This is a genomic window from uncultured Altibacter sp., from assembly GCF_963972995.1.
Lineage (GTDB): Bacteria > Bacteroidota > Bacteroidia > Flavobacteriales > Flavobacteriaceae > Altibacter.
This window is the reverse complement of sequence record NZ_CAXAXI010000002.1, coordinates 37,186-49,919: the sequence shown is the minus strand read 5'-3', so window position 1 is coordinate 49,919 and position 12,734 is coordinate 37,186. Positions and strand designations below refer to the sequence as shown.

At 42.4% G+C, this 12,734-nt stretch carries 8 protein-coding genes; 5 read left to right on the top strand and 3 right to left on the bottom strand.

Annotation, left to right across the window (positions count from 1 at the left end; genetic code table 11):
* Nucleotides 1-4: 4 nt before the first annotated feature.
* A complete protein-coding gene (locus AACZ11_RS01305; protein ID WP_290628721.1) occupies nt 5-535 on the top strand; it encodes an alpha-ketoglutarate decarboxylase in 531 nt (176 codons plus the stop codon).
* Here AACZ11_RS01305 and AACZ11_RS01300 read toward each other — a convergent pair.
* The gene (locus AACZ11_RS01300; RefSeq protein ID WP_290628722.1) at nt 532-1,506 is read right to left on the bottom strand and encodes a polyprenyl synthetase family protein; all 975 of its coding nucleotides are present in this window, start codon (nt 1,504-1,506) and stop codon (nt 532-534) included. The two genes, AACZ11_RS01305 and AACZ11_RS01300, sit on opposite strands and share 4 nt — an antisense overlap.
* 166 nt (nt 1,507-1,672) lie before the next feature.
* Between AACZ11_RS01300 and AACZ11_RS01295 the strand changes: the two genes are divergently transcribed.
* From AACZ11_RS01295 to AACZ11_RS01280, 4 genes are read left to right on the top strand one after another with little or no spacing between them, the layout of a single operon-like run.
* Nucleotides 1,673-2,278 carry a TetR/AcrR family transcriptional regulator gene (locus tag AACZ11_RS01295; protein WP_290628723.1) on the top strand — a complete coding sequence of 202 codons (606 nt, stop codon included), beginning with the start codon at nt 1,673-1,675 and terminating at the stop codon, nt 2,276-2,278.
* Complete coding sequence (locus AACZ11_RS01290) at nt 2,278-3,636, top strand: TolC family protein (protein ID WP_290628724.1); 1,359 nt, start codon at nt 2,278-2,280, stop codon at nt 3,634-3,636. The genes AACZ11_RS01295 and AACZ11_RS01290 overlap by 1 nt, the downstream gene beginning before the upstream one ends.
* Nucleotides 3,637-3,661: 25 nt before the next feature.
* The gene (locus AACZ11_RS01285) at nt 3,662-4,840 is read left to right on the top strand and encodes an efflux RND transporter periplasmic adaptor subunit (RefSeq protein ID WP_290628725.1); all 1,179 of its coding nucleotides are present in this window, start codon (nt 3,662-3,664) and stop codon (nt 4,838-4,840) included.
* Complete coding sequence (locus AACZ11_RS01280; protein ID WP_339831261.1) at nt 4,833-8,342, top strand: efflux RND transporter permease subunit; 3,510 nt, start codon at nt 4,833-4,835, stop codon at nt 8,340-8,342. The genes AACZ11_RS01285 and AACZ11_RS01280 overlap by 8 nt, the downstream gene beginning before the upstream one ends.
* A 57-nt stretch (nt 8,343-8,399) precedes the next feature.
* On the opposite strand, the gene AACZ11_RS01275 is transcribed toward AACZ11_RS01280, so the two are convergent.
* Nucleotides 8,400-9,707 carry a RagB/SusD family nutrient uptake outer membrane protein gene (locus AACZ11_RS01275; protein ID WP_290628991.1) on the bottom strand — a complete coding sequence of 436 codons (1,308 nt, stop codon included), beginning with the start codon at nt 9,705-9,707 and terminating at the stop codon, nt 8,400-8,402.
* Between the two features lie 17 nt (nt 9,708-9,724).
* On the bottom strand, nt 9,725-12,703 hold the full coding sequence (locus AACZ11_RS01270; RefSeq protein ID WP_290628988.1) for a SusC/RagA family TonB-linked outer membrane protein: 2,979 nt from the start codon (nt 12,701-12,703) through the stop codon (nt 9,725-9,727).
* Nucleotides 12,704-12,734: the final 31 nt, after the last annotated feature.

Here is a 12,734-nt window from a genome sequence, read left to right as displayed (position 1 = left end):
CCTAATGAAAAATGCCTTTAAAACACCCCATCGAGGCGCGGTCCTTACTGTTTTAACCTTGCTTATTTGCTTGTCAATATCTGCACAAGACGCCCCACCTTCATTTTGGGCTAAGGTGCGTTATGGAGGAGGACTGGGACTTAGTGTAGGTAATGGTTTTTTTGGAGGAACACTTGCTCCCGGTGCAGTCTATGAATTCAACGAGCAACTAGCCATGGGGTTGGGAACATCTTTCACCTATAATTCGCAAAGGAACTTCTATAATTCCACTATTGTTGGCGGAAGTCTCATTGGACTGTACAATGTAATTCCGGAGATACAGCTATCGGCAGAATTTGAAATGCTGAATGTTTCACGCTCCTTCGAGGCCGGACTGGGATTGGAAAATGACCTGTATTGGTACCCTGCCTTGTTCACCGGCGCAGGATTTCGGACAGGTACTTTTACAGTAGGTATTCGGTATGATGTATTGTACGATGAAGAAAAAAGTATCTATATAAGCCCTTGGCTACCCTTTGTAAGATTCTATTTTTAGACGGTTCGTTGCATTAACCAATCGCCAAAAGCACGCAATGTTTGTTTTTTTTCTTCTGAAAGCTGAATAGTTTCGAGCACATCATACGCTTTGTTGGTATACATTTCTATTTCCTTCTGAATGGCTTCGGCCGCGCCGGAAACTTCAAAGATGCCTTTCACGGTCTCTATCTTGTCTGAAGGATCGGCAGGTGAAATACTGTATAAATGTTGCAAGGCCTCTGCTTCCGAAGGAATACTGCGCGAAACCGCCGTCAAGTATAAAAAAGTCTTTTTATTGGTAATAATATCACCCCCGGACTGCTTTCCAAAGGTCTTTGGGTTTCCAAAGACATCCAAGTAGTCATCCTGTAGTTGAAAAGCGATCCCTAAATTGCGTCCAAATGCGTAGATGGAATCCCGGCAACTATCTGAGGCATTTGCAACTATGGCCCCCATCTTCATGGCGGCACCTAGCAACACCGCAGTTTTATAGTCGATCATTTGAATGTATTCCGAAAGGGTAACGTCGTCTCTTGTTTCGAAGTCGACATCGTATTGCTGACCTTCACAAACCTCCAAAGCCGTCTTACTGAATAATTTCGCCAATTCCCGAAAAAGAGGTGCTTCGTATTCTTCAAACAGTTGATACGCTAAGATCAACATGGCATCGCCGGAAAGGATACCGGTATTGAGGTCCCATCTCTCATGCACGGTTTGTTTACTTCTGCGCAACGGTGCATCGTCCATGATATCATCATGGATCAATGAAAAATTATGAAATAATTCAACGGCCAAAGCAGCATTCATGGCCTTGTTAAAATCGGTTCCGAAGAAATCACAGGTAAGCAATGTTAAAATGGGACGTAACCGTTTCCCACCCAAAGAAATTATATAGTGAATAGGTTCGTACAATTGCACGGGTTGCTTGATGGCAACAGACGCCTGTAATTGTTTTTCGAGCGCCTCACTGTATACTTTTAATACCTCCATTCAAAAAGAATATTTGCCGCTAAAATACGAGTTGAGGCCGAGAACAAACATAAATAATTGATAAAATGAACTAAAATATGCCACCGGATCTCATGTTAAATTATTGTAAAACTTTGGAAACTTTTATTGTTTTTATAGTTTCCACGTTGTACATTTGCCGTCGTTTATGAAAGAAAAAATTATTCAAAAAGCATCAGAGCTATTCTTGAACCTTGGTTTTAAGAGTGTTACTATGGACGATATAGCCAATGAGATGGGTATTTCCAAAAAAACCATTTATACACACTTTAACAATAAAACCGAACTTGTTCTTGAAGCAGTACTTGCCGTTTTTCATGAGATCACGTGTGGAATCGATCATATACAGGCGTTACAAAAAAATCCTATTGAAGAGCTGTACGAGATAAAGAAGTTCGCTTTACAACAACTCAAGAACGAAAAGTCCTCGCCACAATATCAATTACAGAAGTACTATCCAGAGATTTTTGCAACGTTAAAGGAGCGACAGTTCGAAAAAATGGCCAGTTGTACCTTATCCAATCTGAAACGAGGTGTTGCTTTGGGTCTGTATCGGGAAAAGTTGGATATTGAATTTGTCTCACGTATCTATTTTATTGGAGTAAGCGGCATTAAAGACGACCATTTATTTCCCTCATCACAGTTCCCGAAAGCAAAACTCATGGAGGATTATTTGGAATATCACCTTAGAGGGATCGTAACACCTCACGGACTTAAAATTCTCAATCAATTTATAAATCAACAGACCAACTAATGAAGTATTTTTTCATGCTACCTGCTTTTTTGCTGCTTCATTCACTAAGTAGCGCACAACAAAGAGAACCCTATAGTTTTACCTTGCAGGAGGCAATCACATTTGCCTTAGACAGCAACTATACGGCGCTCAATGCACGGCGTGATATTGCCAAAGCTATTAAACAAAAATGGGAAACCACAGCCAGCGGATTACCTCAGATTAGCGCCGATATTGCCTATCAAAATAATTTAAAGCAACCCGTCACACTCATCCCGGGAGAAATAGCCGGTGGAGATCCCGGAACCTTCGTACCCGTCACTTTTGGCACCGAACAAAATGCATCGGCCACCGCTACGCTCAACCAACTTATCTTTGACGGTAGTTATTTGGTCGGGTTGCAAGCAGCGCGTGCTTTTTTGGATTTTTCTGAAAATGCGGCAGAAAAAACCAATTTGGAAGTGAGAAAAGGTGTCATCAATGCGTACGGCAGTGTATTACTTTCCGAAGAACTCATTGCCATTTTCGAGAAGAATAAAACCACACTTGAAAAGAACCTTTACGAAACCCGAAAGATCTATGAGAATGGCCTCACCGAGGAAGAAAGTGTCGAACAATTGGAAGTAACGTTGCTCGATGTTGAAACGCAACTAAACAATGCTCAACGCAGTGCTAGTATTGCCCGACAAATGTTTAATGTAGCATTAGGAATTGATGTGTCTGCCAAGGTGGTCTTTGAAGATTCCTTAGATCAATTGGCCAAAGAGTATACGCAGCTAGGCTTTTTGGACCGTACGCTTAACGTTGAAGAAAATGTAGACTACAAGATCGCATACAATTTAACCGAGCAACGCTCCCTGGAGTTAAAATTGGAAAAAAGCAAGGCCCTGCCTCGTATCACAGCTTTTTTAAACTACGGAACAATGGCCAATAGTGACGATTTTACCTTTTTTGATAATGATCAGCGCTGGTTCCAGTCGTCCATACTGGGTGTAAATATGAATATCCCGATCTTTAGCAGCGGAATGCGGGCGGCAAGGACGCAACGTGCAAAAATAGCTTTGGACCAAGCAGAAACGCAATTGGAACAAACCATCCAAACGGTCCGATTGGAAGTAAATTCGGCTAAGAGCAACTACCAATTCGCTATTGAAAATTATGAGAACGCCAAGAAGAATCTTGCTTTGGCCGAGCGTATTGAAGGAAAGAACCAAGTAAAGTTCACCGAAGGCCTTAGTACTAGTTTTGATCTTCGTCAAGCACAAACGCAACTTTACACGGCCCAACAACAATATTTTCAAGCCATGCTTGAAGTAGTCAACACCAAGGCAAATTTAGAGACCCTGTTAAATACACCGCAATTAAAATCATTAGAATAACCAATCATACTGAAATACCATATCCATGAAAAAATTATTCATACTACTTGTAACTACCTTGGCCATTACCTCTTGCGGAGGTGATTCGAAGTCGGTGGAAAGCATTGTCGAATCCGGAAATTTGGAGGAGATCCGTGCTAAGCGTGCAGAGATCGTGCTTCAACAACAAGAGATCAACCAACAACTAGACGAGATCGATGCGGCTCTCTCTCGATTGGATACCGTAAAAAAACTTCCTTTGGTAACTGCTTTTGCGGCGAAGCAGGAAACATTCGATCACTTTTTGGAATTGCAAGGGAGTGTTGAGACAAAGAAGAACATACTGCTATACCCCGAATATTCCGGACTTCTCACCAGAGTCTATGTAAAGGAAGGACAACGCGTGTCTTCCGGTCAGTTACTGGCATCCATCGACGATGGAGGACTCTCACAGCAGTTGGCACAAATGGAAGTGCAAGCCGATCTTGCCAAAACAACATTTGAACGTCAGCAGCGGTTGTGGGAACAAAAGATTGGCAGTGAGATTACATTTCTACAGGCAAAAGCCAGTTACGAAGGTCAGCAAAAAATGGTGAATCAAATGCGCTCTCAAGTGGCGAAAACCAACATTCGAGCTCCCTTTTCGGGCATCATCGACGACGTTCTTACCGAACAGGGTACCGTAGTTTCTGCGGGACAAACTGCTGTTTTCCGACTTGTAAATCTAGGTGACATGTATATCCAGGCCGATGTTCCGGAAGGGTATCTCCCCAATATTTCTGAAGACAAGGATGTAGAAGTCTATTTCCCGGTTCTAGGAGAGACAGTAACCACCAAAGTTGCGCAGGTTGGGAATTACATCAACCCCAACAACCGAACCTTCAAGATCGAGATCAATGTTCCTAATAAGAACGGAAACATAAAACCCAATCTTACGGCCAAGGTAAAGATCAACGACTACACCAATTCTGAAGCTATTCTTGTACCTCAAAGTGTTATTTCAGAAAATGCCAACGGTGAGCAATACGTATATGTCACGACCACGACAGCTAGCTCAAATGAGGCGGTCGCAAAACGTGTGATCGTTGAAACCGGAAAAACTCAAGGAGACTATGTGGAAGTTTTGAAAGGTTTAAAGGATGGTGACACCATTATAAAAGAAGGAGCCCGAAGTGTAAAAGATGGTCAGCTAGTGGAACTTAAAAGTATAGAAAACAATGAGTAAAAAACAAAAGAGTGTCGATAAAGAGTTCCGTCTTTCTTCCTGGGCGATCGATAATAAAACGACCATTTATGTAATGATCGGCATCATCTTGGTATTAGGTTTTTCGGCCTACAGTAGTATGCCTCGTGAGAGTTTTCCCGAAATAAAGGAAACCAAGATCTATATAAGCACTCCGTATCCCGGAAATACGGCCGAGGACATTGAACGGCTTATCGTTGATCCGTTAGAAGACAAGTTGAAGAACATCAGTAACGTTGTAGAGATCATTTCCACCTCTCAGGAAGATTACGGGATCATTACTGTTGAATTTGATGAGGACATCACGGTAGAGGAAGCCAAACAAAAGGTGAAGGATGAAGTAGACAGTGAAAAAGCAAGTGAAGATTGGCCTACCTTCAACAATGCCAAGGTAGAACCTAATGTCTTCGATCTAAATTTTTCTGAAGAAGCGCCCATTAGTAATATTAATATTAAAGGAAACTATCCTACTGAAAAGCTAAAGGAGTTTGCTGAATATTTAGAAGATGAGATCGAGGACCTCCCGGAGATCAAACAAGCTGATATACGTGGTGCCCAAGACAAAGAGGTGGAGATTGCCGTGGATATTTATAAAATGATGGCTGCTCAAGTGAGTTTTGATGATGTGATCAATACCATTCGCAATGGTAATATGACACTTTCGGCCGGAAATTTGGTAACCAGCGGACAGCGCAGAACCATTCGAATATTAGGGGAAGTAGAACAGCCCCGTGAGTTGAATGATTTTGTCGTGAAGTCGCAAGACGGGGCAGTTTATTTAAAGGACATCGCTATGGTTCGTTTTAAAGAAGAAGAAAAAACTACCTATGCCCGCGAATTTGGGGAAGGGGTTGTGATGCTAGACGTCAAGAAACGCGCCGGAAAGAACATGGTGGAAGCCGCACAGAAAATTGAGAAGATCGTAGCCGAGGCGCAGGTAAACGTCTTCCCTTCCGATGTTGAAGTTACTATTGCAAACGACCAGTCCGTAAAGACCTTAAATCAGGTTGATGATTTAGTCAACAATATCATTTTTGGGATCATCCTAGTGGTTACTGTCTTGATGTTCTTTTTAGGATTCAGGAATGCGTTGTTCGTAGGTTTTGCGATTCCCATGTCCATGTTCATGTCCTTTATGATTCTTTCGGCATTGGGCTATACCATGAATACCATGATCCTCTTCGCATTGATCATGGGGTTGGGAATGCTCGTTGACAACGGGATTGTGGTTGTCGAAAATGTATATAGATTGATGGACGAAGAGGGCATGTCCCGTATACAAGCGGCCAAAAAGGGAATAGGTGAGATTGCATTTCCAATTATTATTTCAACAGCGACCACAGTAGCTGCTTTCGTTCCATTGGGCATGTGGCCCGGCGTTATGGGCGAATTCATGATCTATTTCCCCATCACTCTTTCAGTAGTATTGGGATCTTCATTATTTGTTGCTATCTTTTTCAACTCGATGCTCGTGTCTCAGTTCATGGAGACAGGAGAGAAAGAGCTTACCCGAAAGCAACTTATTCGTTTGTCCATTATTTTGGGGGGTATTGGTCTTCTTATCTCCCTATTTGGAGGGGAAATGAGCGCCCTCGGTAATCTTATGATCCTGGTTGCAATCCTTTTCTGGATCTACAAATATTTCCTGAAGCGTTGGGCGATCTATTTTCAACGAAACCTTTTAACACGACTGGAAGACAGGTATAAGCGATTCTTGGAATTTGCACTTACCGGCTGGCGCGCAGGTGCTTTTGTAGGAGGAACCTTTTTACTGCTCCTCGTGGTGTTTGGACTTTTTGGAGCTTCCGTGGCAAGTCAGCGGACCAGCGTGGAATTCTTTCCCGACAATAAGCCCAACCAGATTATTGTATACATTGAATATCCTCAAGGAACCGACATTGAGAAGACCAACGCGATCACCAAAGACATAGAAACTCGTGTCTATGATGTACTCAATGCGCCTCGTTATATGGACGATGGTTACAACTACATGGTAGAATCTGCCGTTTCTCAGGTAGGTGAAGGAGCCGGAAATCCTCAAACTGATGGGGGTTCGGCAGCCGAGATGCCGCACCGAGGGAAGATCACGGCGACCATGCGGGAGTATAAATTTAGAAGAGGAGAAGACAGTGAAGCGCTTCGGAAGCAAGTACAGGAAGCACTCAAAGGCATCTATCCGGGAGTGGCCATTTCAGTAGAAAAAGATGCTGCAGGTCCGCCTGTGGGATATCCTATCAATATTGAAATTGAAGGAAATGATTACGATGAGTTGATACAAGTAGCCGAACGGATGCGAAATTTTATCAACTCCCGAAACATCGCCGGTATCGACGAACTTAAGATAGACGTAAACAAAGGAAAGCCGGCCATGCAGGTATATGTGGACAGAGAAAAGGCTGGAGAGCTTGGCGTGTCTGCAGGACAGGTAGGAAATCAGTTGCGACGATCCCTGTTTGGGGAAAAGGCCGGTGTCTATAAGAATGATGGAGAAGACTACGATATCTATGTTCGTTTTAATGAGGAGAACAAATACAACAAAAGCGCACTCTTCAATCAAAACATCACTTTTAGAGATCAAGCGACTGGGAAGATCAAAGAAATTCCTGTTTCGGCAGTAACTACCCAAAAGAACACATCGTCCTTCAGTGCCATAAAACACAGGGACACGAAGCGAGTGGTTACTGTCTATTCGGCGTTGGAGGCCGGGTATACCGACGCAGGCGCGATCGTAAGTCAGATACAAACCGAAATGGCTAACTTTGAAGAGCTGCCGCGAAGTGTTTCTATTGACTATACGGGTCAGATAGAAGAGCAAAACAAACAAATGGCTTTTCTAATGGGTGCTTTCTTCTCGGGCCTTGGGTTGATCATGCTTATATTGATCTTTCAATTTAGTTCTATTTCTAAACCAACGATAATCATGATTGCTATTTTCTTGAGTTTCATTGGGGTCTTTGGCGGTATCCTACTTACCGGAGCGTCTTTTGTGATCATGATGACTATGATGGGTATTATTTCATTGGCGGGAATTGTAGTCAATAACGGGGTAGTACTGTTGGATTATACGCAATTGCTCATAGACCGACGCATGGTAGAATTAAAGATGGACGATTCAGAATTACTCCCTAAAGAGGAAGTGAAGGACATTATTATTAAAGGAGGAAAAGCACGTTTGCGTCCGGTGATATTAACGGCTATAACCACCGTGTTAGGACTTATTCCGCTAGCAATTGGGTTTAATATTGACTTTTTCTCGCTCTTTGCTGAATTCGATCCGAAGATCTATTTTGGCGGAGACAACGTGATCTTTTGGGGACCGTTGGCTTGGTCTGTGATCTATGGTTTGATCATTGCGACCTTCCTTACATTGATCATTGTACCTGTGTTATTCTATATGGTACACAAACTGAAGCTGCGACTTCGAAACTGGCGCTCAAAGCCTAAAACCGAGGAACCTATCCCTTCCGACTCAGCAGCTATGTAACAAAAAAACCCTTTCCGATGGAAAGGGTTTTTCTTTTTATTCATAGGTTTTTTTTTGCTACTGATTTTCAGTGAGCGGAATAGGGAATTGCTCGAAAATAGCGTCTCCCGCCCTATCGATAGGCAGTACTCCCAATCTATTGAATCTACGAAGATCGATCCATCGATGTCCTCCTTCAGCAAAGAGAGAATACCTGCGGTTGTATAAGATCTCATCTACTAGATCGGCAGGAGCAGTTCCACCTGCATAGGGGTCCAACCCGGCAGCATCTCTTATAACATCTATGGCTGCAATGGCAGCGGTAGGATTTGAAATATGATTGGCTTCAGCATATAAAAGCAATAACTCCTCGTTTCGAATGATTGCCACGGGATCTACATTACTTTGATACACGAAGACATCGTAAGACCCCGTTAAATTATCGGAGGTGAGCGGCTCATCCCGAAGCACTGCCTTATTGACTCTTTCATCTCCTGGCAAGGCGTCATCAATAAATGATGGATGTGCAATTCGGGCATTAGCTACTGTGGAATTAAGCGCAAAGAACAACGGATTGATCATATCGGCTCCAGTCAATGAAAAAGTGAAATATACCCCTTTATCCAAATTTCCTGAAAGATCCATAAATGAATTCAGAAGCAATGAATTAGCAGAGGCGTAATTCCCTCGATACACTTCAACTCTTGCTGCTAACGCTCTATTGAATTCTAAGAAATCTGAAGGCGTAGCTGCAATTGCAAAACCTGAAGGAATTGAGAATGGAAAAGTCCCACCTCCGTTCGAAAGATCCGTAGCAGCATCAGCTAGCAACTGAAATATTGTTGCTAAGGCTTCCTCATAAGGCACAAAGGGTCCCAAATTATCGGGATCTGCAACGTCAATGCGTATCCCATTCCTATATTGATGATTTAATACCATAAGCAATTCATGAGCTTTGATTGTATTTGCAAAACCACGAGTGGCTGCGATCTCCTGATTCGAAAAATCCGCTGTTGTATTCTCCAAACCGGTTAACAGCAAATTGATATCCTTAATGGTAGCATATCTGGCAGCATACGGGTTGGTTGTATAGAATGTATTATTATCTAAAACTCCCGTCAACAAATCGGCAGTCCAACGAGGATCTGAACTTTGAATTCTCCAATATTCGCGTCCTGCTACCGACATTGCGTCAACCTGTGTTCCAAGTCTTTCACGCATGTCAGACAGGGCACCTCCCATGGCCTCCTGTAGTTCCCCTCGGGATAGGTCATCACTTACCGTATCGGTAGTGGGTCCATTTAAATTCTGACCTTCTTCTACCTCACAAGAAACTGTGATTAGACCGGTAAGAATAAGTGTTAGAAATATCTTTATTATTTTCATAAGATTAATTTTTTAGATTAAAAGTCAACTTTTAGGTGAAACAAGTAGCGTTTTGAAGATGGAAACGGAGTCACCTCTACCCCTGTGGATAATCCATTGGAACCAAAGTTAGAAACCTCCGGATCGTAACTGTTGTAATCAAAAATATTGATCACGTTATTCCCAGAGAATCCAATTTTTATATTAGAAATATACCCATTGAAAGTTGATTCCAGCACTTTATTTGAAAAGGTATAGAATAGCCCAATCTCTCTCAAACGAAGATACGATGCATCTTCTACGAAGGGCGTTGCAAAACCTCCTCTAAATGCTGAAATACGAAAATCCCCATTGTTAAGTTGCCCTGAAGGGTCTAAAGTGAAATCATCGTAATCTGGACTGGTTTGCCCAAAGTCTGTCAATAAGTTGGTAAGGTTGATATTGTCACCCCCTTTTTTCCAATGCCATAAGAAGGACAGGTCAAAATTCTTATACCTTAACGAGTTGTTGAAGGTCATTTGAAAATCCGGCTCGGCGTCTCCAAGAACCACCAACTCTCCATCGGCATTGTTTCCTACAATTTGAGTGGCACTTGCTCCTTCTTCAATTCTAAAGGTTCCCAATCCTGTTCCAAATCCACCCAAGTTGAATGGGTCTACATCTAATCGAGTGATTTCGGATGTATTCTTATAGAATAATATTCCGGTATTCCATTCGAACGCGTCCCCCTGGAATACATCGGCATTGAATCCAATTTCAAAACCTCGGTTCTCTAAGTTACCTGCATTGGCAAATCTTGAAACGAATCCTGAAGAAGATTCATTGTTGGCTAATAATATAAGGTCGTCTACATTTTTATTGTAGTAAGTGAATTCTAAATTCACTCTGTTACCAAACAGTCCGGTATCAAAACCAAATTCCAATTCCTTTTGTCGTTCGGGAGAGATTGTTGGATCTCCTAAAGTACCGGGAACCACGATCCCTGGGATACCGTCGATTAACGAACTTACATAAGCAGTAAATAATGCTCCGTTTGGTGCAAAGTTCCCTGCTTCTCCATAAGCAGCTCGAATCTTGAACTGACTCCATGGTGAGCTATCATTCCAGAAACCAAAATTGTGGAAATTCACCGCAAGTGATCCTTTAGGATAATAAAAAAGCTCGTTGGCGTCGCCATTATTAGAGGACTTATCCCCTCGAACACCTACAGTGGCTATAAATTTATCCTGATAATTCACTTCCTCCTGCACAAAGAAACCGGCATCTTCCTGTTCCTGTCTAAACTGAGTTACCGCAATATTTGCTGCCTGATCCAGGTTCGTTTCCGAAGCCAAAAGGTTCGTAGCAATATTACGTACGGTATTTACACTGAAGGTTTGCTTTGTTAAACCTGCTTGTGTTGTGAAGTTCAATTCATTATCGGTAAAATAATTATGTACCAAGAATGCCGAATAGTTCGCGTCCTTGTTTTCAGTAGTGGTTAAAGCGCTTACTCCGTTCAATCCACCGTTTGATGGCTTTTGAAACTGAAGCTCTTTTGGGAAAATCGCAGTATTGACCAATTCATAATAATCCACCCCGGCTCGAAGCTGAAGTTTCAAATTAGAATTGTCGGCTCTATAAATATCAAAATCTAAAGTACCTCCTGTAATAAAACGATTGACATCTTCCCTGTTGGTCACAAGATCTCTTGTTTGTAAAGGGTTGGAACCCCCGTATGGGTTATCAGGATAATTTCCATTGGCATCAGGGAATAACTGCGCCCATGGCGGTGTAGAAGTTAAAGCAACACCAATAGTTGTTCCCGTGTTATCATTATTGAAGAATCCACGGTCTGCCGTAGAGTTTATATAATTACTGTTTACTGAGATTTTCGCACGGTCTTTAAAGAAAGTATGTTCTAGGTTCAATCGAATAGACTTTCTGTCATATCCGGTATTTTTTACAATACCAGCTTCCTCATTATTAGAAAATGCAGCGTAGAACAGGGTATTATCAGATCCGCCGGAAATATTCACAGAAGAGTTAGATATAAATCCATCTTCTCCGTATATTTCTTTCTCATAATCTGTCAAAGTTCCGTTGGCTTGGGCGGCCAAGAATAATGCTCCCTGTCCTTCACCAAAACCATTTTCTGCAATTTCAGCGGTAAAGTTTCGCTGTCCTCTTAAATTAATGATCCTGTTAAAACCAACTTCTTGAGAAAAAGAGACCTTTGTTTCTCCTCTTTTTCCCTTCTTAGTCGTAATGATAACCACACCGGCAGCAGCACGCGAACCGTAAATCGCAGCAGCAGAAGCTCCTTTCAAGATTTCAATATTTGCAATATCATCCGGATTGATATCTGCAATACGGTTCGATGGGTTGTCTTGACTGGAGGCATTTCCACCGGAGGCCGCTTGCGAAACAAAATTCAAACCTGCCGCAGAAATACTGTTGTTGTTAACGTATACCCCGTCTACAATGTACAGCGGTTGAGAATTCCCGTTAATAGAGGTAACCCCTCTAAGTTTTACTGAAATTCCCCCTCCCGGAGCTCCTGAGCTTCTGGTAACCAAAGCTCCTGCAAATTTTCCTGCCAATGCCCCATCGAGCGTTTGTGGCGGTGTTCTTCCCGCTAATTCTTCAGCTGAAATGGAGGCTACCGCATTCGCTGCATTGGATCGCTTTACCGAGGTGGCGAGACCCGTGATCACCACTTCCTCCAATGATTCAGCAGATTCAGAAATAGTAACACTCATTGGTGTCGTGCTTGATACAGACTGTTCGACCGTTTCGAAACCAATTGATGAAAATACAAGCGTTGTGGGTAAATTATTCACCGCTAGTGTGAAATTTCCATCCATGTCGGTAGTTGTGCCATTGGTAGTCCCTTTCTCAATGACATTAACAAAGGGAACAGTCTTACCGCTTGGCTCTTTTACATTCCCGGTTAAGGTGGTCTGTGCGAACAGCCAACACGGAAAAATTAAAAGTACAAACAGGAACATCCTGCTGTTTGAGTTTTTTTGTTTCATAATTATGAATTTTTGATTGTTTCTACCAAGG

Bases quoted from the DNA above. Each gene is read 5' to 3' on its own strand.
- AACZ11_RS01290 (WP_290628724.1), top strand. From the start codon at position 2,278: ATGAAGTATTTTTTCATGCTACCTGCTTTTTTGCTGCTTCATTCACTA.
- AACZ11_RS01280 (WP_339831261.1), top strand. From the start codon at position 4,833: ATGAGTAAAAAACAAAAGAGTGTCGATAAAGAGTTCCGTCTTTCTTCC.
- AACZ11_RS01285 (WP_290628725.1), top strand. From the start codon at position 3,662: ATGAAAAAATTATTCATACTACTTGTAACTACCTTGGCCATTACCTCT.
- AACZ11_RS01270 (WP_290628988.1), bottom strand. From the start codon at position 12,703: ATGAAACAAAAAAACTCAAACAGCAGGATGTTCCTGTTTGTACTTTTA.
- AACZ11_RS01300 (WP_290628722.1), bottom strand. From the start codon at position 1,506: ATGGAGGTATTAAAAGTATACAGTGAGGCGCTCGAAAAACAATTACAG.
- AACZ11_RS01295 (WP_290628723.1), top strand. From the start codon at position 1,673: ATGAAAGAAAAAATTATTCAAAAAGCATCAGAGCTATTCTTGAACCTT.
- AACZ11_RS01305 (WP_290628721.1), top strand. From the start codon at position 5: ATGAAAAATGCCTTTAAAACACCCCATCGAGGCGCGGTCCTTACTGTT.
- AACZ11_RS01275 (WP_290628991.1), bottom strand. From the start codon at position 9,707: ATGAAAATAATAAAGATATTTCTAACACTTATTCTTACCGGTCTAATC.